The 24140-nt window shown below is 60.6% G+C and carries 20 protein-coding genes; 10 read left to right on the top strand and 10 right to left on the bottom strand.

What is annotated here, in order from left to right; genetic code table 11:
* Positions 1-2 precede the first annotated feature (2 nt).
* Positions 3-680 carry a phenylalanine--tRNA ligase beta subunit-related protein gene (locus NIBR502773_RS07270; protein WP_027603764.1) on the top strand — a complete coding sequence of 226 codons (678 nt, stop codon included), beginning with the start codon at positions 3-5 and terminating at the stop codon, positions 678-680.
* A 28-nt stretch (positions 681-708) separates the two neighbouring features.
* On the opposite strand, the gene NIBR502773_RS07275 is transcribed toward NIBR502773_RS07270, so the two are convergent.
* The 4 genes from NIBR502773_RS07275 to NIBR502773_RS07290 all read right to left on the bottom strand — a co-directional run bounded on the left by NIBR502773_RS07275 (position 709) and on the right by NIBR502773_RS07290 (position 3349).
* Entirely contained in the window at positions 709-1125 is a 417-nt protein-coding gene (locus tag NIBR502773_RS07275; RefSeq protein WP_027603763.1) for an Lrp/AsnC family transcriptional regulator, read from the bottom strand.
* 68 nt (positions 1126-1193) lie between these two features.
* Positions 1194-2069, bottom strand: coding sequence for a carboxylate/amino acid/amine transporter (locus tag NIBR502773_RS07280; protein ID WP_141155740.1), 876 nt, complete (start codon positions 2067-2069; stop codon positions 1194-1196).
* A gap of 211 nt (positions 2070-2280) precedes the next feature.
* Entirely contained in the window at positions 2281-2883 is a 603-nt protein-coding gene (locus tag NIBR502773_RS07285; RefSeq protein WP_065940625.1) for an FMN-dependent NADH-azoreductase, read from the bottom strand.
* Positions 2884-3034: 151 nt separating this feature from the next.
* Entirely contained in the window at positions 3035-3349 is a 315-nt protein-coding gene (locus tag NIBR502773_RS07290) for a hypothetical protein (protein ID WP_027603760.1), read from the bottom strand.
* Positions 3350-3398: 49 nt separating this feature from the next.
* Between NIBR502773_RS07290 and NIBR502773_RS07295 the strand changes: the two genes are divergently transcribed.
* The 5 genes from NIBR502773_RS07295 (at position 3399) to aqpZ (ending at position 8550) form a co-directional block, all read left to right on the top strand.
* Positions 3399-4322 (top strand): LysR family transcriptional regulator, encoded by a 924-nt coding sequence (locus NIBR502773_RS07295; RefSeq protein ID WP_058425360.1) that lies wholly within the window; start codon positions 3399-3401, stop codon positions 4320-4322.
* Positions 4323-4336: 14 nt separating this feature from the next.
* On the top strand, positions 4337-5140 hold the full coding sequence (locus NIBR502773_RS07300; RefSeq protein WP_141155741.1) for an alpha/beta fold hydrolase: 804 nt from the start codon (positions 4337-4339) through the stop codon (positions 5138-5140).
* Between the two features lie 3 nt (positions 5141-5143).
* On the top strand, positions 5144-5707 hold the full coding sequence (locus NIBR502773_RS07305) for a peptidylprolyl isomerase (RefSeq protein WP_027603757.1): 564 nt from the start codon (positions 5144-5146) through the stop codon (positions 5705-5707).
* Positions 5708-5789: 82 nt separating this feature from the next.
* Positions 5790-7622 (top strand): ABC transporter ATP-binding protein, encoded by a 1833-nt coding sequence (locus tag NIBR502773_RS07310; protein WP_141155742.1) that lies wholly within the window; start codon positions 5790-5792, stop codon positions 7620-7622.
* A gap of 226 nt (positions 7623-7848) precedes the next feature.
* On the top strand, positions 7849-8550 hold the full coding sequence (gene aqpZ, locus NIBR502773_RS07315) for an aquaporin Z (RefSeq protein WP_141155743.1): 702 nt from the start codon (positions 7849-7851) through the stop codon (positions 8548-8550).
* Between the two features lie 9 nt (positions 8551-8559).
* On the opposite strand, the gene NIBR502773_RS07320 is transcribed toward aqpZ, so the two are convergent.
* Entirely contained in the window at positions 8560-9684 is a 1125-nt protein-coding gene (locus NIBR502773_RS07320; RefSeq protein WP_141155744.1) for a GNAT family N-acetyltransferase, read from the bottom strand.
* Between the two features lie 283 nt (positions 9685-9967).
* On the opposite strand from NIBR502773_RS07320, the gene NIBR502773_RS07325 reads away from it, so the two are divergent.
* Positions 9968-11311 carry a putative porin gene (locus NIBR502773_RS07325; RefSeq protein ID WP_065940632.1) on the top strand — a complete coding sequence of 448 codons (1344 nt, stop codon included), beginning with the start codon at positions 9968-9970 and terminating at the stop codon, positions 11309-11311.
* Between the two features lie 107 nt (positions 11312-11418).
* On the opposite strand, the gene NIBR502773_RS07330 is transcribed toward NIBR502773_RS07325, so the two are convergent.
* The 4 genes from NIBR502773_RS07330 to hrpA all read right to left on the bottom strand — a co-directional run bounded on the left by NIBR502773_RS07330 (position 11419) and on the right by hrpA (position 17685).
* Positions 11419-11664, bottom strand: coding sequence for an anti-sigma factor (locus NIBR502773_RS07330; protein ID WP_027603752.1), 246 nt, complete (start codon positions 11662-11664; stop codon positions 11419-11421).
* Entirely contained in the window at positions 11658-12272 is a 615-nt protein-coding gene (locus NIBR502773_RS07335) for an RNA polymerase sigma factor (protein WP_065940633.1), read from the bottom strand. Before NIBR502773_RS07335 ends, NIBR502773_RS07330 begins: the two co-directional genes overlap by 7 nt.
* Positions 12273-12289: 17 nt before the next feature.
* On the bottom strand, positions 12290-13411 hold the full coding sequence (locus tag NIBR502773_RS07340) for a beta-ketoacyl-ACP synthase III (RefSeq protein WP_115488411.1): 1122 nt from the start codon (positions 13409-13411) through the stop codon (positions 12290-12292).
* A 362-nt stretch (positions 13412-13773) separates the two neighbouring features.
* Positions 13774-17685, bottom strand: a complete 3912-nt coding sequence (gene hrpA, locus NIBR502773_RS07345; protein WP_141155745.1) for an ATP-dependent RNA helicase HrpA — start codon at positions 17683-17685, stop codon at positions 13774-13776.
* A gap of 1009 nt (positions 17686-18694) precedes the next feature.
* Between hrpA and NIBR502773_RS07350 the strand changes: the two genes are divergently transcribed.
* On the top strand, positions 18695-19315 hold the full coding sequence (locus NIBR502773_RS07350) for a hypothetical protein (RefSeq protein WP_141155746.1): 621 nt from the start codon (positions 18695-18697) through the stop codon (positions 19313-19315).
* Positions 19316-19446: 131 nt separating this feature from the next.
* Here NIBR502773_RS07350 and aceK read toward each other — a convergent pair whose 3' ends face one another.
* Positions 19447-21168: a bifunctional isocitrate dehydrogenase kinase/phosphatase gene (gene aceK, locus NIBR502773_RS07355; RefSeq protein WP_141155747.1), complete on the bottom strand. Its 1722-nt coding sequence runs from the start codon at positions 21166-21168 to the stop codon at positions 19447-19449.
* Positions 21169-21573: 405 nt separating this feature from the next.
* On the opposite strand from aceK, the gene NIBR502773_RS07360 reads away from it, so the two are divergent.
* Together NIBR502773_RS07360 and NIBR502773_RS07365 are read left to right on the top strand one after the other, a co-directional pair.
* A complete protein-coding gene (locus NIBR502773_RS07360) occupies positions 21574-23184 on the top strand; it encodes a methyl-accepting chemotaxis protein (RefSeq protein ID WP_373682387.1) in 1611 nt (536 codons plus the stop codon).
* Between the two features lie 52 nt (positions 23185-23236).
* Positions 23237-24121 (top strand): DMT family transporter, encoded by an 885-nt coding sequence (locus NIBR502773_RS07365; RefSeq protein WP_141155749.1) that lies wholly within the window; start codon positions 23237-23239, stop codon positions 24119-24121.
* Positions 24122-24140 lie beyond the last annotated feature (19 nt).

Consider the following 24140-nt stretch of genomic DNA (forward strand, 5'->3'; position numbering starts at 1 on the left):
TTATGAAAAGTCGCTTGATCATCAGAAAGTCAGCCTGTGAGCTGGGCATCAATAATGCGTGCGCCGCCGTGATCGAAGACATCACCGTCTCCGATGACCAGAGCTTCGTCGGGGTACTGCAAAGTAACCTGAACCACGTGGCCTCGCGCCTTAACGAGCTGGACTCGAACGTCGTGTACGAAGGGTTTGCCAAACAGCTCAAGAAACTCGGCTACGAAAATACCGTGAGTGCCAACGAAAAGCTGCTGCGCCGCTTCATCGCCAAAGGCGTGTACCCCATCAACAACATCGTCGACGCCTATAACGCGGTCGCGATCCGACATGGGGTCAGTATCGGCGTGCACACCTATCATCAGAAGGATGACATCTACGTGATGCGGTCGGAAAAGCCGAGGGTGCTACGCCCCCTGTTCGCCAAGAAGGCCATCACCATTCCCGTCGGCGATATCGTCTATACCTGCGGTGATGTGCCGTTGGCGAGCATCGGCAAGGTGGATGCCGATGCCCACGACTTCCGGCTGACAAAAGACTCGTCGAGGTTGTTGGTGGTGATCCTGGGGCACGACGACACATCGTTCCAATTCAACCAGGCGGTCATCGAAGAACTCGTGGACACCCTGCGCCAGAAAATGCCGAACCTGAGCCATCATTTTCTTGAAACCGTGCGCGACCACGCCTGAAGCCAGCACATGAAGGAGTGGCCGGCGCCTAGCGCCAGGCCTTCAGCACCGGGTTGACCACCACTTCCTTCACATGCTCGATCTTCAGCAGGCTGTCCTTGAAGACCATCAGCTCTTCAAAGCTCCTGTACCGAACGTCGAGCATCATGTCCACGTCGCCAAACAGGGAATAGGCATGCACCACCTGGCTGAACTGCTGGATCTTCGGAAACACCAGATGGCAGTTGCTGCCATTGAGCGTCAGCATCAAGAACGCCGCTTGCAGGGTCTCATCGCCCTCGGCGACGTTGATGGTGAAGCCCAGGATGATGCCTTTTTCAATCAGCTTTTGAACGCGCGACTCCACTGCGGTTCGAGACTTGTGAACTTGCCGTGCCAATTGCGCCAGGCTGACTCGGGAGTCATCCTTCAAGGCTGCAATGATCAGTTCATCAATCTTGTCCACTCTGCCGCCCCCACACCGTTCTTTTCGATAGCAGACTTTCATTGCCGCTCACGCTTGCCCTCGACCGATCACGTCGCAGACTGTACGCCAGGCGCGGGCTTTACGCCCAATCGACTGATCCACACCGCCCCCAGGATCACCAGGCCACCCAAGGCCAGGCGACCCAGCGGCTCGTGCTGGTTCCAGATCAGCAGGTTCAGCAACAACCCCACTGGCACATGCAGGTTGTTCATCACCGCCAGCGTGCCGCCATGCACCAGGCAGGCGCCCTTGTTCCACCAATACATTCCCAAGGCAGTGCTGACCAGCCCGAGGAACACCAGCACGCCCCACTGCAGCGGCGCTTCGGGCAGGAAGTTGGCCTTGCCGAACAGCAAGAACGCCGGCAGCACCACCAGCAACGCGCCGAGGTAGAAATAACCGAAGCGCCGGTAGTGCGGCAGGTCACTCGGGTAGCGTGCCACCAGGTGCTTGTACATCACTTGCCCGGCGGCGTAGGTGAAATTAGCCAGCTGCAGCAGCAGGAAGCCCATCAGGAAGTGCGGGGTGATCTGGTCGAAGCGAATCACCGCCGCCCCCGCCACTGCCACCAGGGCAGCAACCAGTGCCCACGGGTTGAAGCGTCGGTTGAGGGCGTCTTCGATCAGGGTCACGTGCAACGGCGTGAGGATGGTGAACAGCAGCACCTCTGGCACCGTGAGCACACGAAAGCTCAGGTACAGGCACACATAGGTCACGCCAAACTGCAGCGCGCCGATCACCAGCAGGCCGCGCATAAAGGCAGGTTCCACCGAACGCCAGCGAGTCAGCGGGATAAAGACCAGCCCGGCCAGTACCACACGCACCAGCACCGCGAAGTAGCTGTCGACGTGACCGGCAAGGTATTCGCCGATCAAGCTGAAGGAAAATGCCTGAATCAGGGTGACAACCAGTAGATAGCCCATGTGCGCCTCGCATCGAATGGGCGGGACATTAAAGGTTTTCGACGATTGAAGGAACTCGGGGCAAAAAAAACCCGACCTCGCTAAAGCGGCAGTCGGGCAGGAGCACTCAGGAGCAACAAGTGCAAAGGGAGGTTCGTACGCGTACTTGAAGGGTTTGCGTGGAGCGATATAAACACCGCGCGATTATCTGACGATTAAAAGATCAACCACCTCATGCCACGAGCTGTACCAGCTGGGCCTTGGCGTGGTTGATGCCCTTTTCCTGGAAGTCCCCGCTCAGGTTCACCCCTTCGGCGTGAATGAAAGTGACGTCGTGGATGCCGATAAAGGCCATGACCTGGCGCAGGTACGGTTCCTGGTGATCGGAACTGGCGCCGGTGTGGATGCCACCCCGGGCGGTCAACACAATGGCACGCTTGCCGGTCAACAAACCTTGCGGCCCGGTGGGGGTGTACTTGAAGGTCACACCCGCCCGCAACACGTGATCCAGCCAGGCCTTGAGGGTGCTGGGGATGGCGAAGTTGTACATCGGTGCGGCCATCACCAGCACGTCGGCGGCCAGCAGTTCGTCGGTCAACTCGTTGGAGCGGTCGAGGGAAGCCTGTTCGCTACCGTTGCGCTGATCCGCCGGTTTCATCCAGCCGCCGAGCAGGTTGGCGTCCAGGTGCGGAACCGGGTTGAGCGCCACGTCACGTACCGTGATCCGGTCCATCGGGTGGGCGGCCTGCCATTGGCTGATGAACTGCTGGGTCAGTTGACGGGAGATCGAATCCTGCTGGCGGGCGCTGCTTTCGATGATCAGGACATTGGACATGGCTTCGTAGGCTCCATCTGTAATTGCTGTAAGTCGATGGAGTGGAGATTAGACAGAGCCAATTCGATAAAAAAGCGCAAAAAACTGCTATAACCCATCTATAAATTTGTTTATAAGCGGAGTATCGCGATGGGCATGCTCCGCTGGTGTGTTATTTCGGCGCGCAGGCCAACGCGATACGCATCTTGATAATGGCGCGGTTGAACTTGACCGTGGTGTTGGTGCTTTTCCCCGCCGGCACCGTAACCGTGCGACGACGCGGCGACTCCGGGCCGTTGGTGAACGTTACCGAACACACGGCGTCCTGGGTGCCGTAGTTATTCAGCTGGATCGAGCTGATATCGCCGTCCACGTCGGAGGCGGTGTAATCGATGCTCACGCCGTCGATCTTTTTCGTCACGTCGATGGGGTAGGCAAACGCGCTCATCGGCAGCAGCGTCAGCAACACACAACAGAATTTTCTCATTCGGCAGTCTCCAATAGGGACCGCCAGCTTAGGACAAGAGGAACACATCTTGAAAGCGCCCCGCGTTACCCTCGATCAATGGCGCACGCTGCAAGCCGTCGTCGACCACGGCGGCTTCGCCCAGGCAGCGGAAGCGCTGCACCGTTCGCAGTCTTCGGTGAGCTACACCGTGGCCCGTATGCAAGACCAACTCGGCGTGCCGCTGCTGCGCATCGACGGGCGCAAGGCGGTACTCACCGACGCCGGTGAAGTGCTGCTGCGCCGCTCCCGGCAACTGGTGAAAAACGCCAGCCAGCTGGAAGACCTCGCCCACCATATGGAACAGGGCTGGGAAGCCGAAGTGCGGCTGGTCGTCGATGCGGCCTACCCCAACGCGCGCCTGGTACGCGCACTCACCGCGTTCATGCCGCAGAGCCGTGGCTGCCGGGTGCGTTTGCGTGAAGAGGTGCTGTCCGGCGTCGAAGAGCTGTTGATGGAAGGCGTGGCCGACCTGGCGATTTGCGGCTTCAGCATCCCCGGCTACCTGGGCACCGAAATGAGCGACGTGGAGTTCGTCGCCGTGGCCCACCCCGAGCACGCCTTGCACCGCATGAACCGCGAACTGAGCTTCCAGGACCTGGAAAGCCAGATGCAGGTGGTGATCCGCGACTCCGGTCGCCAGCAACCCCGGGATGTGGGCTGGCTCGGCGCCGAACAACGCTGGACCGTCGGCAGCCTGGCCACCGCCGCCGCGTTTGTCGGCAGCGGCCTGGGTTTTGCCTGGCTGCCACGGCACATGATCGAGCGTGAACTCGCCGAAGGCGTGCTCAAGCAGCTACCCTTGGAACAGGGCGGCAGCCGCCACCCCACGTTCTACCTGTATTCAAACAAGGACAAACCCTTGGGGCCGGCGACGCAGATCCTCGTGGAGCTGCTGCGCACCTTTGACACCGCCCCTCTGGACGCGCCTTTCGCCGCCCCCCGGCAAGCCTGAAACGGAGTTCATGCATGGCCTGGTTCGACCATGAAGGCTGCAGCCTGCACTATGAGGAATACGGCCACGGCACGCCGCTGATCCTGATCCACGGCCTGGGCTCCAGCAGCCAGGATTGGGAATTGCAGGTGCCGGTGCTGGCCCGCCACTACCGCCTGATCGTGGTGGATGTGCGCGGCCATGGGCGCTCCGACAAGCCTCGGGAGCGCTACAGCATCGAAGGGTTCACCTACGACCTGATCGCCCTGATCGAGCACCTGGACCTGCTGCCCGCCCATGTGGTGGGTTTGTCCATGGGCGGCATGATCGCGTTCCAGCTGGCGGTGGACGAACCCGGCCGGGTCAAGAGCCTGTGCATCGTCAACAGCGCGCCGCAGGTGAAGGTGCGCAGTGCCGACGATTACTGGCAGTGGGCCAAGCGATGGACCCTGGCCCGCACCCTCAGCCTGGCCACCATCGGCAAGGCCCTCGGTGACCGGCTGTTCCCCAAACCTGAGCAGGCCGACCTGCGCCGCAAGATGGCCGAACGCTGGGCAAAAAACGACAAACGTGCTTATCTCGCCAGCTTCGATGCGATTGTGGGCTGGGGCGTACAGGAACGACTTTCGAGGATTACCTGTCCAACCCTGGTCATCAGCGCCGACCACGACTACACCCCCGTGGCCCAGAAAGAAAACTATGTAAAACTGCTGCCCGATGCGCGACTGGTGGTGATCGAGGATTCCCGCCATGCCACGCCCTTGGACCAACCCGAAGTCTTTAATACCACCCTGCTCGATTTTCTAGAGACAGTCGAAACCACTACCCAGGATCACTGACCCATGCTGAAAAAAATCGCCTTTTTTGCCGGTTCCGTTCTGTTCGCTGCCAACCTGATGGCCGCCGAGCCTTCCAAGGCGCCACACGTATTGATCTCCACCACCAACGGCGACATTGAAATCGAACTGGACCCGGTCAAGGCGCCGATCAGTACCAAGAATTTCCTCGCCTATGTCGACAAAGGCTTCTACACCAACACGATCTTCCACCGCGTGATCCCGGGCTTCATGGTCCAGGGTGGCGGGTTCACCCAGCAGATGTCGCAAAAGCCGACCGAAGCGCCGATCAAGAACGAAGCCAGCAACGGCCTGCATAACGTGCGTGGCACCCTGTCGATGGCCCGCACCTCGAACCCGGACTCGGCCACCAGCCAGTTCTTCATCAACGTGGCTGACAACGCCTTCCTCGACCCGGGTCGCGATGCCGGTTATGCCGTGTTCGCCAAGGTGGTCAAGGGCATGGATGTGGTCGACATCATCGTCAACTCCCAGACCACCACCAAGCAAGGCATGCAGAACGTGCCTATCGATCCTGTCCTGATCAAGTCGGCCAAGCGCATCGACTGAGGTCTGCAGGTAGCTCCGCGCGCAGCCCACAAGGCCGCGCGCGCATTTGAAAGGAGAGCCCGCCAGGCGGGCGTCAACCCTAATGCTCTATCGTCGTTTTGAACAACTGATCGATATTTTCCGCGACGCCCCCAGCGCCGCCCCTCCCGACAAAGTCCTGCCCTTCTACCTCTACTACCTGCGCCAGGTGTGGCCGCACTTCGCCGCCTTGCTGGTGGTGGGCCTGATCGGTGCGCTGATTGAAGTCGCGCTGTTCAGCTACCTGAGCCGTATCATCGACCTGGCCCAGGGCACGCCACCCGCCAACTTCTTCCAGCTCCACAGCACCGAGCTGATCTGGATGGCCGTGGTCGCCCTGCTGCTGCGCCCGATCTTCGGCGCCTTGCACGACCTGCTGGTGCACCAGACCATCAGCCCCGGCATGACCAGCCTGATCCGCTGGCAGAACCACAGCTACGTGCTCAAGCAGAGCCTCAACTTCTTCCAGAATGACTTCGCCGGGCGTATCGCCCAGCGCATCATGCAAACCGGCAACTCCCTGCGCGACTCCGCCGTGGCGGCGGTGGACGCTATCTGGCACGTGGCGATCTACGCCATCAGCTCCCTGGTGCTGTTTGCCGAGGCCGACTGGCGCCTGATGATCCCACTCGTGACCTGGATCGTTTGCTACAGCCTGGCGCTGCGCTACTTCGTGCCGCGCGTGAAAGAACGCTCGGTGATCTCGTCGGAGGCACGCTCCAAACTGATGGGCCGCATCGTCGACGGCTACACCAACATCACCACCTTGAAGCTGTTCGCACACACCCAATACGAGCAGCAGTACGCCAAGGAAGCGATCATCGAGCAGACCGAAAAAACCCAGCTGGCCAGCCGTGTGGTGACCAGCATGGACATCGCAATCACCAGCATGAACGGCCTGCTGATCGTCACCACCACCGGCCTTGCCCTGTGGTTGTGGACCCAGTCGCTGATTTCCGTGGGCGCCATCGCCCTGGCCACTGGCCTGGTGATTCGCATCGTCAACATGTCCGGCTGGATCATGTGGGTGGTCAACGGCATCTTCGAAAATATCGGCATGGTGCAGGACGGCCTGAAAACCATCGCCCAACCCCTGGCCGTGATTGATCGCGACAACGCCCCGCGTTTAAGCGTGCCCCGTGGCGAAGTCCGCTTCGAGCACGTGGATTTCCACTACGGCAAGCAGAGCGGGATCATTGGCGGCCTGAACCTTGAGATCAAGGCCGGGGAAAAAATCGGCCTGATCGGCCCGTCCGGCGCGGGCAAGTCGACCCTGGTCAACCTGCTGCTGCGCCTCTACGACCTGCAAGGCGGGCGCATCCTGATCGACGGCCAGAACATCGCCGAAGTGGCCCAGGAAACCCTGCGCGAACAGATCGGCATGATCACCCAGGACACCTCGCTGCTGCACCGTTCGATCCGCGACAACCTGCTGTACGGCAAGCCGGACGCCACCGACGAAGAACTCTGGGCCGCCGTGCACAAGGCGCGTGCCGATGAGTTCATCCCGCTGCTGTCGGACTCGGAAGGCCGTGCCGGGCTGGATGCCCACGTCGGCGAACGCGGGGTGAAACTCTCCGGTGGGCAGCGTCAACGTATCGCCATTGCCCGTGTACTGCTCAAGGATGCGCCGATCCTGATCATGGACGAAGCCACCTCGGCGCTGGATTCGGAAGTGGAAGCGGCGATCCAGGAAAGCCTGGAGACCCTGATGCAAGGCAAGACGGTGATTGCGATTGCGCACCGGTTGTCGACCATCGCACGGATGGACCGCCTGGTGGTGCTGGAGAAAGGCCAGATTGCCGAGACGGGCAGCCATGCCGAACTGCTGGCCCATGGCGGGTTGTATGCACGGTTGTGGCAACACCAGACCGGGGGGTTTGTCGGCATCGACTGAAGCAAATGTGGGAGGGGGCTTGCTCCCGATATCGGTGGGTCAGTCACCACATTTTGCGACTGACACTCCGCTATCGGGAGCAAGCCCCCTCCCACATTGGGTGGCCTGGATTTGTGTAAAAACCGTGCTGTACTCAGTGCAGTGCCCAGACGGGCGCTGAAGTAAATCTGCAGGGAGCATCACTGATTTACTGATTGGGTAGAGCGATCTATCAAGGACGTGCTGCATGTCTTTGTTCAAGCGTTCAGTCACAGAGGGGTTGGGAACGTTTTGGCTGGTGTTGGGCGGTTGCGGGAGTGCGGTGTTGGCCGCCGCGTTTCCCGCCGTCGGGATCGGGTTGCTGGGTGTGGCCCTGGCGTTCGGGCTCACGGTGCTGACCATGGCGGTGGCCATCGGGCATATCAGCGGTTGTCACCTCAACCCGGCGGTATCGGTGGGGCTGGTAGTGGGCGGGAGGTTTCCGGCCAGGGAGTTACCGGCGTACATCGTGGCCCAAGTCATTGGCGGGGTGGTCGCCGCCGCATTGTTGTACTTCATCGCCAGTGGCAGGCCGGGCTTTGAACTGGCCGGCGGGCTGGCCTCCAACGGCTATGGCGAGCATTCGCCGGGCGGCTATTCAATGGCAGCGGGGTTTGTCTGCGAGCTGGTGATGACAGCGATGTTCGTGCTAATCATCCTCGGCGCCACCGACCACCGTGCCCCGAAGGGCCTCGCGCCCATCGCCATTGGCCTGGCCCTCACCTTGATCCACCTGATCTCCATCCCCTTGACCAACACCTCGGTCAACCCGGCCCGTAGTACCGGCCCGGCCTTGATCGTCGGCGGGTGGGCGATCCAGCAGTTGTGGATGTTCTGGCTCGCGCCGATCCTGGGTGCGGTGGCGGGCGGTGTTGTCTATCGATGGCTGGGCAAGGAGGAGCCGGTCTGAGGCAAAGGGTCAGCCCTGCCGGTAAGGCAGGGCCGCCCTCGCCTCTTCGGCATACGCCACAATCCCCACCCGCTCGCGCTTGAGGAAATCCTCGACGGCATTCTTCAACCCGGGGTGGCGCAGGTAGTGCCACGACCGGGTAATCACCGGTTCAAACCCGCGAATCAATTTGTGCTCGCCCTGGGCGCCGGCGTCGAAGCGTTGCAGGCCATGAGCGATGGCGTAGTCCATACCCTGGTAGAAGCAGGTTTCGAAATGCAGCCGGTCGAACTCCGCCAGGCAACCCCAGTAGCGGCCGTAGAAGCTGTCGCCACCGATCAGGCTGAAGGCCATGGCCACCGGACGTGTGCCTTGCCTGGCCAGCACCACACGGATCGCTTCGGGCATGCGCTCGGCCAGCAGGCTGAAAAACGCGCGGGTCAGGTACGGTGCCTGGCGGCGTACAGCGTAGGTATTGGCGTAGCAGGCGTAGACAAAATCCCACTGCGCCTCGCTCAACTCGTGGCCTTGCAACCATTCGAAGTCGATGCCCTGCCCCGCCACTTGTTCACGCTCCTTGCGCATCTGTTTGCGCTTGCGGGAACTGAGGGCGTCGAGGAAATCCTGGAAGTCACGGTAGCCGCGATTCTGCCAGTGAAACTGACAGCCCAGGCGCTGCAACCAACCCGGTTGTTGGGCTAACGCCTCATCGGCCAAGCCGTCGGTGAAGTTGATATGGGCACTGGAGAGCCCTTCGATTTCCAGATAGCCCGGCAGGCTCTTCAGCAGTTCGAACCCATCGTCGGCGCTGGCCGCCAACAAGCGGGGGCCGCTGACCGGGCTGAACGGTACGGCCGTCAGCAGCTTGGGGTAGTAATCAATGCCCGCACGCTCACAGGCATCGGCCCAACCATGGTCGAACACGTACTCGCCGTAGGAATGCCATTTGCGATAACTGGGCAATGCCGCCACCAGGCGGTCGCCTTCCCAGTGCAACAAATGTTCGGGTTGCCAGCCCGATTGAGGGCCCAGGCTGGCACTGTCTTCCAGCGCGCTGAGGAAGGCATGCCGCACAAAGGGCTGGGCGTCCGGCACCAGTGCGTCCCAGGCCTGCGGAGCGATTTCGGACAGGTTGTCCAGGCGTTGCAGCGGCATTGGCATCCTCACTACGTCATGGCATGAAAGCCTGGCGAGTATCGCTTATCGCAGGTCCGGGCACACCCCCGAATCGCCCGACAAGGCTCTAAATCAATAGTTCCATTCTTAAATAATTTGTCATCTACATGACATCACTTCGCCACTGCTCCGTCATAAACGATCGTGATACTGACGCCTGTTTTTAGAGCGCCTGGTTCTATCAGGTGGTTATTTTTCCGTCCGTCATCGGTCGGTTGTGTCCTGGATGGTTTGCCATCCCTCCTCACTTTCGGAGATTGATATGCGTCTTGCTTCCACTAAAACTGCAGCGGCCCTGTGCGGTGGCCTGTTACTGGCCCTGAGCGTTCCGGCCGGCGCTGCAGTCGACGCTAAATTGCTCGACATGCTCAAGGCCAACGGCCAGATCACCGCTTCGCAGTACACCGAACTGCAAAACGAGTTGGCCAAAGACCAGAAAGAACAGCAGATCGCACGGCAAGCTCAACAAGAGACCAACGAACAGATCGCGGCCACCGCGAAGAAAACCAACGAGCTGAGCAGCTTCGACCAGAAGCTGGCCTGGGCCGCCAAGACTCAGTTCAAGGGTGATGTGCGCATGCGCCACGAGACCATCAAGGTCGAAGGCGAAAATGGCGTTACCCGCGCCGGCGTCACCGGTCGTGACAAGGACCGCGAACGGATCCGCGCACGCCTCGGCGCCTACACCGAAATCAACCCACAGGTGGACACCGGTATCCGTATCGCCACCGGCGGCGGCAGCGATGCGCGCTCCACCAACCAGGACCTGGACGGCTACTTCGATAAAAAATCGATCTGGCTGGACCTCGGCTATATCGACTACCACCCCGACCAGATCAAAAACCTGCACATCATTGGCGGCAAAATGCTGCAGCCCTGGGTCAACATGGGCGATGTGATCTGGGATAGCGACATCAACCCGGAAGGCCTGGCACTCACCTACAAGTACCCACTGGGCGGCAGCGCCGAGCTGTTCGGCAGCCTGGGTAACTACAACCTCAAGGACAACGTGGACGGTGACGGCGTGCAGTACCGCCATGACCTGCGCCTGACCACCGGCCAGTTGGGGACCCGCTTCTCGGTGACCGACAACCTGAAAATGACCCTGGGCGGCAGCGTCTATGCCTACCAGAACGATGAAGACAGCCGCGCCTCAGGCACCAGTACCCCGAACGTGCTGGCCACCAACGGTAACACCCCCAACGGCGAGTTCCGCCTGTATGAAGGCTTCGGTCAAGTCGATATCGGCGGCCTGGCGGTCCCCCTGTCGTTCTATGGTCAGTACGTGAAAAACAATGACGCTGTCGACGATGCGGACACTGCCTGGTTGCTGGGTGCCAAGTCCAAGGTGTTCGGTTTCAACCTGGACTACAACTATCGCGACGTGCAGAAAAACGCCGTGGTGGGTGCCTTCACCGATTCGGACTTCGGCGGCGGCTTCACCGGTTCCCGTGGTCACAAGTTCAAAGTCGGCTATGACATCGACAAGAACTTCGCCGTCGGCGCAACCTACTTCCTGACCAAAACCGACACCTACAGCCGCACGCTGGTGGACGGTAGCGCCAAAGCCAACACCTTCCAGCTGGATGCAGAAGCCAAGTTCTAAATGTAAAAGTTGAAAGCCTTGGGCCAGGAAGGCCCAAGGTGGCTGTACCAGACTTGCGTGGGAGGACCGGTCCCCATCATCCGTCCGATCTCCCCACGCGAGCCTGCTTATTCCCCGCCTTTCTGGTCCTTGAGCCGCTCGGCAGCCAGCCGTTGCGCCAAGGCGTCCACATCCTTCACCGGTTCCTGCGGCAGCATCCGCAACGTCGCCTGCAGCAGGCGCATCTGGCGGATAAACCGTCGGCAGTTGGGGCAGAACATCAAGTGATGACGCACCAGCAGACGTTCGCGAAAGGTCAATTGCCCATCGAGATAGTCACTGGAACGTGCCACTTGTTCTTTACAGGTCAACATTCGCCCGTTTCCTCAAAATGCTCCACCGTGGCGAAGACTTTAAGCCGTGCTCGATGCAACAGCACGCGGACATTGGAGAGTGAGAGCGTCAGAAGATTACAGATCTCCTCCAGTTCCAGGCCCTGGCGTTCACGCAGCACCAGCACGCTGCTTTGCAGTTCGGACAAACTCAGCAACGTGTGCTCCAGGCACTTGCGCAGTTCATCCTCGGTCAGCAAGGCTTCCGGGGTGTCCTGGTGCCAGGCATACGGGGCGACGGCCCAGTGGCCATCATCGGCGGTAAAGCGGTCATCCCCGATGGTGCCATGGGGCGAAGGCAAGTCGTCGAGCAGCACTTCCCGGCGATTCTGCTTGTAGCGCCCCTTGGCGGCGTTGGCGGTGATGGTCAGCAGCCAGGTCTTGAGGCTGGAACGCCCTTCGAATTTGGCCAGGTTGCGCACCACCGACAGCCAGGCGTCCTGCACCACTTCGTCGGCATGCCGCTGGCCGGCGATGGCATACGCCACCGCCCGCATCGCGCTTTGGTACGTGGTGACCAATTCCTTGTAGGCCCGTTGCTCGCCCTTGAGCAGTCGTTCAAGCAGGTGCGCGTCGTCCGCTGCTGCCATTCAAGACCTCGATTGTCTTAACGCTTGCGCAGGATCACGCTACCGATCGAATAGCCTGCGCCAAACGAACTGAGTACCGCGACAGCGCCCTTGGGCAGATCGTCCTGGTAGGTGTGGAATGCAATCACCGAACCCGCCGAGCTGGTATTGGCGTAAGTATCGAGGATCACCGGTGCTTCTTCCACCGTGGCTTCGCGGCCCAGCAGTTTCTTCACAATCAGGTGGTTCATGCTCAGGTTGGCCTGGTGCAGCCAGAAGCGCTTCACATCGGCCACGTTCAACTGGTTCTCTTCCAGGTGCACGCCGATCAGTTCCGCGACCATCGGGCACACGTCGCGGAAGACTTTGCGGCCTTCCTGCACGAACAGTTTGTCGGGCGCACCGATGCCCTCTTCCGCTGCGCGGTTGAGAAAGCCGAAGTTGTTGCGGATGTTATTGGAGAACTTGGTCAGCAGCTTGGTGCTCACCACGTCGAACTGATGCTCGGAGGTCGCCAGGTCGGCACGCTCGAGGACCACGGCCGTGGCGGCGTCGCCGAAGATAAAGTGACTGTCGCGGTCGCGGAAGTTCAAGTGGCCGGTGCAGACTTCCGGGTTGACCATCAGGATCGCCCGGGCCTGGCCCAGCTGGATGCTGTTGGCGGCGTTCTGGATGCCGAAGGTCGCCGAGGAGCACGCCACGTTCATGTCGAAACCGAAGCCTGCGATGCCCAGGGCTTCCTGGACTTCGATGGCGATGGCCGGGTAGGCACGTTGCAGGTTGGAACAGGCGACGATCACACCGTCGATGTCGGCGGCAGTCTTGCCGGCGCGCTGCAGGGCCTGCTCGGCGGCACCGATGGCCATCTGGCAAAGCACCGACCACTCGTCATTGCTGCGCTCAGGCAGGCGCGGCGCCATGCGCTGCGGGTCAAGGATGCCCTCCTTGTCCATCACAAAGCGGCTCTTGATGCCCGACGCCTTTTCGATGAACGCGGCGCTCGACTCCGTCAGCGCCTGGACTTCACCGCGCTCGATGGCAGCGGCGTTGTCCGAGTTGAACTGGTGCACGTAAGCATTGAAAGACTGCACCAGCTCTTCGTTGCTGATGCTGTTGGCAGGGGTGTAAAGGCCAGTGCCGCTGATGACGACGTTATGCACGATCGTTCCTCTAAATCTGTCAGGCAGATGATATTGGTACCGACGTACCAAACTTTAAGTAGTTTTATTCCGCCCAGCGGACATCAAACTGGCAACGCTTTATTCCTTCGCGCCGTGGCTACACACCAGCCCATCACGACGATCCCGGCATTTATAACCGCGAAGTTTGCCACAAACCCTGGGGTTTGGCGCCATATGCCGGATAAACACCCTGATCAAAGCGCGATCAAGTTTCAATGTGGGAGGGGGCTTGCCCCCGATAGCGGTGTACCAGACACAGGTTCTGTCACTGACACATCGCTATCGGGGGCAAGCCCCCTCCCACATTTGGACCTGTCTGGTCTGGATAACCGAGAAAGGGATCAGGCCTCGACCAGGCTCCACTGCTTGCTCAAGCGCTTGTCGGAAATCGGCACCTTGGTCCCCAACTGCTGGGCAAACAACGACACCCGGTATTCCTCCAACCACCAGCGATACAGCTCCAGTTGCGGGTCGCGCTTGCCTTCCTGGGCGTGCTTGTTCAAGCGGTTCTGGTACTGCGCCCACAGGCCGCCCAGTTCGCTGCTCCACACCCGATCCTTTTGCACCTGGCTCGGCAGTTTCTCCAGGCGCAATTCGATGGCCTTGAGAAAACGCGGCAATTCCTTGAACCACTGCGCCGGGGTTTCGCGCACAAAGCCGGGATACACCAGGTTGCTCAATTGCTGCTTGATGTCGTTCAGGGCCACGGCCTGGGCCAGGTCGATCTTGCCCTTGAAGCGCTTTTGCAGGCCATGCCAGAGCTTCAGCACGTCCAGGGTCAGGCGCGCCAGGCGTTCGGCGTGTTCGGTCCAGCTGCCACGCTTACGTTCAGCCAGCGCCGCCAAACCGGCACCGTCACGGGGCAGGCTGGCTTCGCCTTCCAGCACGCAGGTGTCGAGGCTGGCCAGCAGGATGTCTTCCACAAGGGCGTCGATACGCCCCAGTTCGCGGTACATCAGACCTAGTTCAGTGAGGCCGGGCAATTTGCCGCGCAGGAATTTGGCCGGTTCCGCCAATTGCTGCATCAGCAGGCGCTGCAACGCCCGGCGGTGCTGGAACTCAGCCTCGGCGGCGGTGGAGAAACGCCCCTCTTTCACGGTGCCGTTTTCTTCCACCAGCGCCGGGTAGACCGTCATCGACAGCCCGGCGATCTTCTGCTGGGTTTTCTCGGCCACCGCCGCGAACACCTTGGCCTCCACCGGCTGCTGGCTTTTCGCGGTGTGCGGCACGGCCAGCGCGGCCTGGCTGGCTTCGGCAAAGCGTGCAGTCAGTTCGGCCAGGTCGCGGCCTTCGCCAAGGAACTTGCCTTGGCCGTCGACCACTTCCAGGTTCATCTTCAGATGGTTTTCCACCTGCTGCGCCGCTTCGGTCCAGGCCTCATCGCTGACCCGCGCCCCGGTCATGCGCAGCAATTCGCGCCCCAATGCCTGGGGCAGCGAACCCTGGCCAAACTCGATGCGCTGCAGCGCCGCCTTGACGAAATCCGGCACCGGCACGAAGTTCTTGCGCAGGGCCTTGGGCAGGTTGCGCACCAGGGCGATGCACTTGGCTTCGATCAGCCCTGGCACCAGCCATTCCAGGCGTTCCGGCGGCAAGGCCGGCAGCAGCGGTGCCGGTACGCGCAGGGTCACGCCGTCGCGGGGGTGGTTGGGTTCAAAGTGGTAACTCAGGGCCAGTTCCAGGTCGCCCAGGTGCAGGGTGTCCGGGTAATGGGCGGCAGTGACTTCACTGGCCTCGCGGGCCAGCACGTCTTCCTCGCGCATGATCAGCAACTGCGGGTCTTTCTGGCTGTTGACCTTGTACCAGCTGTCAAAGGTGGCGGTCTGGTGGATCTCCGCCGGCAGCCGTGCATCGTAGAACGCGTACAGGGTTTCTTCATCGGCCAGGATATCGCGGCGGCGCGCCTTGGCTTCCAGTTCGTCGAGCTGCTCCAGCAGTTGCTGGTTGGCCGTGAGGCACTTGGCGCGGGACTGGATCTCGCCACGCACCAAGCCTTCGCGAATAAACAACTCCCGCGACACCACCGGGTCAATCGGCCCGTAATGCACCGGCCGACGCCCGACCACGATCAGCCCGAACAGGGTGATCTGCTCGAACGCCACCACCTGGCCGCGCTTCTTCTCCCAGTGGGGTTCGAAGTGGTTTTTCTTGATCAAGTGCCCGGCCAGCGGTTCGATCCAGTCGGCATCGATCTTCGCCACCATGCGCGCATACAGCTTGGTGGTTTCCACCAGTTCGGCGGTCATCAGCCATTGCGGGCGTTTCTTGCCGATGCCCGAGGAGGGGTGGATCCAGAAACGTCGCTGACGAGCGCCGAGGTAATCGCCGTCTTCAGTCTTCTGGCCGATCTGGCTGAGCAGGCCGGACAGCACCGCCTTGTGCAGCTTGGGGAAGTCCGCCGGTTCTTTGTTGACGGTCAACTGCATGTCGCGGCAGATCAGGCTCAACTGGCGATGGGAATCACGCCATTCGCGCAGGCGCAGGTAGTTGAGGAAGTTCTTGCGGCACCAGTTGCGCAGCGGGCTGGCGGTGAGTGCCTGGCGCTGCTCTTCAAAACCACGCCACAAATTGACCAGCCCGGCGAAGTCCGAGTCCGCATCTTTCCACTGCGCATGGGCCTGGTCGGCGGCCTGCTGGCGCTCCGGTGGGCGCTCGCGCGGGTCCTGGATCGACATGGCGCTGGCCACGATCAACACTTCCTGCAAGCTGCCGAGCTTGGCGGCTTCGAGCAGCATGCGGCCCATGCGCGGGTCTACCGGCAGGCGCGCCAACTGGCGGCCCAATGGCGTGAGCTGGCTGTTGCGGTCGACGGCTGAGAGTTCCTGCAACAGGTTGAAACCGTCGCTGATGGCCTTGCCGTCCGGCGGTTCGATAAACGGGAAATCGGTGATTTCGCCCAGGCGCAGGTGCAGCATCTGCAGGATCACCGCCGCGAGGTTGGTGCGCAGGATTTCCGGGTCGGTAAATTCCGGACGCCCGATAAAATCCTCTTCGCTGTACAAGCGAATACAGATCCCCGGCTCCACCCGGCCGCAACGACCTTTACGCTGGTTGGCACTGGCCTGGGAAATCGCCTCGATCGGCAGGCGTTGCACCTTGGCGCGGTAGCTGTAGCGGCTGATGCGTGCGGTGCCGCTGTCGATCACATAACGAATGCCCGGCACGGTCAGCGAGGTTTCTGCCACGTTGGTCGCCAGTACCACGCGGCGCCCTGGATGGGACTGAAAAATGCGCTGTTGTTCGGCCGGTGACAGGCGCGCGTACAACGGCAGGATCTCGGTGTGCTTGAGCTGGGCCTTGCGCAGCATCTCGGCCGCATCGCGAATCTCGCGCTCACCGGGCAAAAACACCAGCACGTCGCCGGGACTGCGGCGCTCGCTGCGCTCATAGGCGGCGATTTCATCAAGGGTGGCGAGGATCGCCTGGTCGACGGTCAGGTCGTCTTCGACACGGTTGCCCTCCTCGTCCTGTTCCAGGGTCAGCGGGCGGTACCAGGTGTCCACCGGGAAGGTGCGGCCCGAGACCTCGACAATCGGTGCGTCGTCGAAGTGCTTGGAAAAACGCTCCAGGTCGATGGTCGCCGAGGTGATGATGACTTTCAGGTCCGGACGACGCGGCAGCAGGGTTTTCAGGTAACCCAGCAGGAAGTCGATGTTCAGGCTGCGTTCGTGGGCTTCGTCGACGATGATCGTGTCGTAGCGTTCCAGGTAACGGTCGTTCTGGGTCTCCGCCAGCAGGATACCGTCGGTCATCAGCTTGATCAGGGTGTTGGCGTCGCTCTGGTCTTCGAAGCGCACCTGATAGCCGACCAACGCGCCCAGCGGCGTGGCCAACTCTTCGGCGACGCGGCTGGCGACGCTGCGCGCAGCGATCCGGCGTGGCTGGGTATGGCCGATCAGGCCATATTGGCCGCGGCCGATCTCCAGGCAGATCTTCGGCAACTGGGTGGTCTTGCCCGAGCCGGTCTCGCCGGCAATGATCAGCACCTGATGCTTTTGCAGCGCGTCCTTGATCTCATCGCGCTTGGCGGCGATCGGCAGGCTGTCGTCGTAACGAATCACCGGCAGGCTGGCGCGCCGTGCCGTGACCTGGGCGCAGGACGCCTGCATGCGCACCACCCACTGCGCCAGCTTCTCCTCGTCGGGCTTCTTGCGCAGCTCGAGCAACTGGCGCCGCAAGCGGTGGCGGTCGGCGAGCATGGCGTGGTCGAGGTTTTTCAGCAGTTGGTCGATAGCGGGCGCTTGGTCAGTCATCAGGGCGGCAAGGGTCTTTTGGGTGAGGCAGGTGAGGCCTGCGCAGCGTAAGTCATCAGAGAGGACGGGGATTGTCGCAGATTTCGACCAGTATGGAGACGGTCAGTCAATCAGGACTGCGCTGACTTACCGCCGATGACGATATTTACTACGACACGGAGTGGACCATTCGGTAGTTTCAATAGCAGTAGTCCGATGGGATGGATGGCACGTGAACGGTTCAATGAGACTTCCAGACACCCACCTAACGTGAAACGGAGCTTCCATGGAAATCAGGCCGTCCACTACACCCTCAGACAACCCGCCCTCATACGATGAAGCAATGAGTTCTCGGAACCTGCGGCCCAATGAGCCCCCTCCGAGCGATGCGCAAGCAACAGGTACGCAGCCTTCGACCAGTAATAGCCGTACTCCAGCCGAGCCGGCCACCAACCTGACGGAGAATCGAAGCGCAAACAGCGCTACAAGCAGACTGGCAACGCTCGGGATGTTCATATTGTCCAAAGTTTAAAATGAGGGCTGCCCCCAATAGCGACTTGTACTACAGGGCTTTGGGCGCCCGTCACACTGTTAAAAAGAGAAAGTCCGATTTGATGGGTGAGATACGCAGGCTTCAATGAGTTGCCAGATATCTCAAGCAACTCAAAGTACTCCCCATTGAATACGGAGCTTAATATGCCAATCGATTCCGTAACGCCGCGCCAGCCGCCGAGCTACCAAGAGTCCATGCGGTCCCAACCACGCTCGGCAGATACCCTGCCACCACCGCGCTACGAGTTTGCTCCGGCCTATACCGAAAGGCCGTCGTCAACATCAACCAGCAGCCAAGCTTCATCGGAGCGGCCAACAAGCCTGACGGCGAATAGAATCTCGCAATATCATTCTACAAGCCAGGCCATTCGAGGAATGAACTTCATGAGTAACTTGTAAAATATCGGCCCGGTTGCGCGGCGCAGCCTCCCCAAGAAAACACTGAGACGTCCTGTACATCAGCTTTAAAGGAGATTTTATGCCTATTGATTCTAACTTTAACCCGAGCAGCGGCTCCTATAACTATGAGAACCGATACTCCGACAAACACCAGAACATCGCGCCTGAAAGCCGTTCAACACAAGGTTCCTGGCTCCAGACGTCCAGCCGCGCCGATACATCGCATTCGCTGGTGGACAAAAAGCCCTACTCCGCGTTGAGTTCGTCCCAACAAAAACAGCTTGATCAAGCCAGGACAACCAAAGACAAGCTGGAAAAACTACCGGTTGATTTCCCGATAAATGCCATGCCCAAAACGGCTTATGAGGCACCTATCACCCTGCTGGAGCAGCGAATCAAGAAGCTTGAAGTTAGCCCTCAAAGCAAAAATCCACTGCAAAAACTCAGTGATTACCGAGAGAATAAAAAAGCCGACAAAGCGTTTAACAAGGAAATGGGGGGATTGTATAAACAAGCTCGCGATGTTCAGTCCAATGGCACCAACCCAACCGAGAGAAACCGTGCAAGCAATCTCACCGACGAACTGACGACGATGGGTCGTGACCAGCCCTGGTTTAAGGCTATAAGTGCTGAGAATCGCAAAGAGAAGGGCGTTAACTTCAGAAGCCAGGGAGGAAATACCACCGGTTTTAAAATTTAAGGAACCTTCCTGAACATCCACACGCTCTGCTCTTATGTTGTTACCAACGAATAAGTCAGATGCCCATAAGCGCTAAAGTTGCACATACCAAAACTGCTGCGGGCGGATGGTTGCAAAACCTTCGCCCGTTTTTATGAGTGATCACGCTCTTTGCGTCGATACGGAAACACATCAATCACCTTCCCCGCGCGAATCGCGTCCTGCAGACCTTTCCAGTAATCGGCGTTGTACAACTCGCCGTGCAGCTCATCGAACAATTTGCGCTGGCCGGCATCGGCGAACAGGAACGGCGGGAATTCTTCCGGGAATACATCCAGCGGGCCGATGGAGTACCAGGGCTCGGACGCCATTTCGTCCTCGGGCGTACGCGGCGCGGGGATGTGGCGAAAGTTGGCCTCGGTGAGAAAGCAGATTTCGTCATAGTCATAAAACACTACGCGCCCGTGACGGGTGACGCCGAAGTTCTTCAGCAGCATGTCGCCGGGGAAGATGTTCGCTGCCGCCAGTTGCTTGATCGCCAGGCCGTAGTCTTCCAGGGCTTCGCGCACCTGGGCGGGGTTGGCGTGTTCCAGGTAGAGGTTGAGCGGGGTCATGCGCCGTTCGGTCCAGCAGTGGCGGATCAGCACGGTGTCGCCTTCCACTTCGACGGTGCCGGCGGCGACGTCCAGCAGTTCCGCCAGGCACTCGGGCTCGAACTTGCCCAGGGGAAAGCGGAAGTCGGCGAACTCCTGGGTATCGGCCATGCGCCCGACGCGGTCGACGCTTTTGACCAGGCGGTACTTCTCGATCACCGTGGCGCGGTTGACGTTTTTCGACGGTGAAAAACGGTCCTTGATGATCTTGAACACGGTGTTGAAGCCCGGCAGCGTGAACACGCTCATGACCATGCCACGCACGCCAGGGGCCATGATGAATTGATCGTCGGTGGTGGCCAGGTGATTGATCAGCGCGCGGTAGAACTCCGACTTGCCGTGTTTATAGAAACCAATCGAGGTATACAACTCAGCGATATGCTTGCCCGGCAGGATGCGTTTGAGAAAGCCGATGAATTCCGCCGGCACCGGCACGTCGACCATGAAGTAGGAACGGGTGAACGAAAAGATGATCGACACCTCGGCCTCGTCGGTGATCAGCGCATCGATCTGGATGCCCTGCCCTTCGCGGTGCAGCAGCGGGATCACCAGGGGCCATTGTTCGTCGCGGGTGTAGATGCGCCCGACGAGGTAGGCACCTTTGTTGCGGTAGAGCACCGAGGAAAACAGCTCGACCTTGAGGTCCGGGTCCTTGCACACCCAGTCCGGCAGGTTTTCCCGCAGTTGGGCTTCGAGGCGATGCAGGTCGGCTGCCAGGTCGGCGTAGGGCTCGCTGAAACGATAGTCGGCAAAAATCTGCGCGAGCATCTCGAGAATCTGGCCGGCGGGCGCGTAGATACGGGTTTGTGCCGCCCGCGCCCGGCGCAGGCTCGGCCGCGTGGTGTGGATGAACATGCAGCCGTCGCTGATCAGGTCATGGCTGAACAGGCCGCAGAAGATCGAGTTGTACCAGGTCTCGGACAGCTCATCGTCAAAGCGCAGGTCGATCAGGCCGATATAGGCGCTTTTCACCAGCGGCCATAGGTCAATGTCGAGCAATGCGCTGCCCTCGAAGTTCGCACGCAGGCGCGCGCTGACTTCACCGACCTTGTCTTCGTACAGGTTGATCCGCGCCGCCGACGCCGCCTGCCCCTGTTGCCACTGGGCCCTTTCGAAACGCTCGCGGGCACCATCGGTGATCTGGCGAAAGTGTTCGCGGTAATCGTCGAAGCCTTCGAGGATGGTGCGGGCGATAGCGAGGGCAGGCGTGGATGGCGACATGCGGGAAACCTCGAGCGGGCATCGGGAAGCCCTGAGCTTAGCCAGTGTACGCAGGCAGGAGAAGGGTCATTTTTTGCACTGACTTATACAAGTCCGTTCATTTCGTACATTTATTTTCAATTTTTTTAATTCGACCATCCGGTCAATAAACGCACCTCATAGTCGATCCGCGTTTGATCCACACGCCTTGAGCGCCGTGGCCTGGCAGGTAGAAGCCGGAAAACCGCCAACCAGAACGGCCGCGGGTCCTCCATAGGGCTTTGGATCCAACTAAGGGAAACCCCGATTACTACCTTGATGGCACTTTGATATATAGCGCGCCCTCTCCCACCCTAACAAGGTCCGAAGACCGATCCGGGAGCAGGTTCTAATCGCCCAAGGAGCATTGAGATGTCATTGAGGAACATGAGGATCGGTCTGCGTGCCAGTCTGAGTTTTGGGGTTTTGGCCAGCTTGCTGGTGATTGTGGGAATGTTTGGCCTGGGCCAGATGGCCAAGCTGCGGGAAAGCGCGCTGGTCATTGAACAAACCTGGATGCCGAGCATCGAGAATATCCATGACAGCGCAGCCCTGGTGGCCACTGTCCGCCTGGAGTCCCTGCGCCTGGTGAGCACCGACGAATCTCGCGTGCGTGACACCAGCAGAGGCCTGATCAGCCGCACCAGCAGCGAACTGCAAGCCCTGCTCGAACGTCATGAAACCTTGCTGAGCAATGACGAAGAGCGCGAACTGCTGAAAACCCTCAAGGGCAATGTCGCGACGTACCTGGCCATCGTCGGGCAGATGGTCGCGCTGGTGGACAAGGATCAACAGCAAGACGCCCTCGACCTGCTCGTCAGCCGTCTCGCCCCCCAGGGCACGCTCCTGAGCCAGAGCCTGGAAAACCTGATCGTCTTTAACCAGAACGGCGTCGAAGCGGCGGCTGATTCGGCCGCACAGATGTATTCGAGCGCACAGTGGATTGTCGGCCTGATTATCGCAGTCGCATTGATCGCCACCTTGCTGCTGGCCTGGCTGCTGACCCGCAGCATCACCGCGCCGATCGGCCAGGCCCTGAACGTGGCGCGCACCATCGCCGCCGGCGACTTGAGCCAGCCGATCGTGGTGCGCGGCCATGACGAACCCGCGCAATTGCTGAGCGCCCTGGCGACCATGCAAGCGCAGCTGCAGACCACCATCCGAGGCATCAGCGAATCGGCGCAGCAACTGGCTTCCGCCGCGGAAGAAATGAGCGCGGTGATGGAACAAAGCACCCGCGGCCTGCAGGCGCAGAACGATGAAATCGAGCAGGCTGCCACCGCCGTGACCGAGATGAGCACGGCAGTGGACGAGGTCGCCGGCAATGCGGTGTCCAGCGCCGAGGCGTCCCAGGCTTCCGATGAAGACAGTAAGCACGGCCACTACCAGATCAGCGAAACCATCAGTTCGATCCAGAACCTGGTGGACGAAGTGCTCGGCGCCTCGAACAAGGCCGAAGGCCTGGCGCTGCAAGCCCAGGACATCAGCAAGGTGCTGGAAGTGATCCGTGGCATCGCCGGGCAAACCAACCTGCTGGCGCTCAACGCCGCGATTGAAGCGGCGCGTGCCGGTGAAGCCGGGCGTGGGTTTGCGGTCGTCGCCGACGAGGTGCGTTCGCTGGCACAGCGCACCCAGGACTCCACCGAAGAAATCGAACAGATGATCACCGGTATCCAGCAAGGCACCCAGGCCACCGTCGAGGCGCTGAACAGCAGCGCCGAGCACGCCGGCCAGACCTTGCAACGGGCCAACAGCGCCGGCAGTGCCCTGGAAAAAATCACCGCCGCCATCTCGCAGATCAGCCAGCGCAACCTGGTGATCGCCAGCGCCGCCGAGCAACAGGCGCTGGTGGCGCGCGATGTGGACCGCAGCCTGGTGAACATCCGCGACCTGTCCACCCAGACCGCCGCCGGCGCCACTCAGACCTCGGCCGCCAGCCAGGAACTGTCGCGCCTGGCGGTGGACCTGAATGGGCTGGTAACGCGGTTTGTCCTGTAATCAGTGGAGGCGGCGTGCAACACTCGCCACCTTATTGATGTAGGAGTGTTCCGTGAGGCCTGTTGACACCCTTTACCTGCTGGGGCTCGCCGCCATCTGGGGCGCGAGCTTTCTGTTCATGCGCATCATCGCGCCGGAAATCGGCACGGTGCCGACCGCATTTTTCCGCGTATCGATTGCCGCCGCCGGGCTATTGGTGATCCTGGCGATGGCGCGGGTGAGCTGGGATTTCCAGGGTAAGTTCAAGACGGTCCTGTTGCTGGGGGTGATCAACTCGGGGATCCCGGCGACCATGTATTCGGTGGCCGCCCAGGTACTGCCGGCGGGTTACTCGGCGATCTTCAATGCCACCACGCCGTTGATGGGCGTGTTGATTGGCGGGCTGTTTTTCAGCGAACGCCTCACCCCGTCGAAAATCGCCGGGGTGTGCCTGGGTCTGTTCGGTGTAGGCGTGCTGACCCGTGCAGGACCGGTGGCGTTTGACCTGGAATTATTGATGGGCGCACTGGCTTGCCTGTTGGCCACCACCTGTTATGGCTTTGCCGGGTTCCTCGCCAGGCGCTGGCTGGACCAGCGCGGCGGCCTGGACAGTCGTCTCGCGGCCCTGGGCAGCATGCTGGGCGCGACTCTGTTTCTGCTGCCGTTGTTTGCCTACAGCGCGATCAGCCATCCGCCGGCGAGTTGGGGTGGCTGGCAGGTCTGGTCGTCGCTGCTGGGGTTGGGGCTGGTGTGTACGGCGTTTGCGTACGTGTTGTACTTCCGGCTGCTCACTGCGATTGGTCCGGTGAGGTCGATGACCACCACCTTCCTGATCCCGCCGTTCGGCGTGTTGTGGGGGGCGTTGTTGCTCGACGAGCCGTTATCGATGGCGCATTTATATGGCGGCGTGTTGATTGCCGGGGCGTTGTGGCTGGTATTGCGGCCTCGAAAACCGTAGGCGCCGGCTGGCCGGCACC

It is taken from the genome of Pseudomonas sp. NIBRBAC000502773 (genome assembly GCF_006517195.1).
Lineage (GTDB): Bacteria > Pseudomonadota > Gammaproteobacteria > Pseudomonadales > Pseudomonadaceae > Aquipseudomonas > Aquipseudomonas marginalis.

Coding starts and splice junctions, on each gene's coding strand:
- NIBR502773_RS07270 (WP_027603764.1), top strand. CDS start 3: ATGAAAAGTCGCTTGATCATCAGAAAGTCAGCCTGTGAGCTGGGCATC.
- NIBR502773_RS07280 (WP_141155740.1), bottom strand. CDS start 2,069: ATGGGCTATCTACTGGTTGTCACCCTGATTCAGGCATTTTCCTTCAGC.
- NIBR502773_RS07285 (WP_065940625.1), bottom strand. CDS start 2,883: ATGTCCAATGTCCTGATCATCGAAAGCAGCGCCCGCCAGCAGGATTCG.
- NIBR502773_RS07290 (WP_027603760.1), bottom strand. CDS start 3,349: ATGAGAAAATTCTGTTGTGTGTTGCTGACGCTGCTGCCGATGAGCGCG.
- NIBR502773_RS07300 (WP_141155741.1), top strand. CDS start 4,337: ATGGCCTGGTTCGACCATGAAGGCTGCAGCCTGCACTATGAGGAATAC.
- NIBR502773_RS07305 (WP_027603757.1), top strand. CDS start 5,144: ATGCTGAAAAAAATCGCCTTTTTTGCCGGTTCCGTTCTGTTCGCTGCC.
- NIBR502773_RS07310 (WP_141155742.1), top strand. CDS start 5,790: ATGCTCTATCGTCGTTTTGAACAACTGATCGATATTTTCCGCGACGCC.
- aqpZ (WP_141155743.1), top strand. CDS start 7,849: ATGTCTTTGTTCAAGCGTTCAGTCACAGAGGGGTTGGGAACGTTTTGG.
- NIBR502773_RS07320 (WP_141155744.1), bottom strand. CDS start 9,684: ATGCCGCTGCAACGCCTGGACAACCTGTCCGAAATCGCTCCGCAGGCC.
- NIBR502773_RS07325 (WP_065940632.1), top strand. CDS start 9,968: ATGCGTCTTGCTTCCACTAAAACTGCAGCGGCCCTGTGCGGTGGCCTG.
- NIBR502773_RS07330 (WP_027603752.1), bottom strand. CDS start 11,664: ATGTTGACCTGTAAAGAACAAGTGGCACGTTCCAGTGACTATCTCGAT.
- NIBR502773_RS07335 (WP_065940633.1), bottom strand. CDS start 12,272: ATGGCAGCAGCGGACGACGCGCACCTGCTTGAACGACTGCTCAAGGGC.
- hrpA (WP_141155745.1), bottom strand. CDS start 17,685: ATGACTGACCAAGCGCCCGCTATCGACCAACTGCTGAAAAACCTCGAC.
- NIBR502773_RS07350 (WP_141155746.1), top strand. CDS start 18,695: ATGCCTATTGATTCTAACTTTAACCCGAGCAGCGGCTCCTATAACTAT.
- aceK (WP_141155747.1), bottom strand. CDS start 21,168: ATGTCGCCATCCACGCCTGCCCTCGCTATCGCCCGCACCATCCTCGAA.
- NIBR502773_RS07360 (WP_373682387.1), top strand. CDS start 21,574: ATGAGGATCGGTCTGCGTGCCAGTCTGAGTTTTGGGGTTTTGGCCAGC.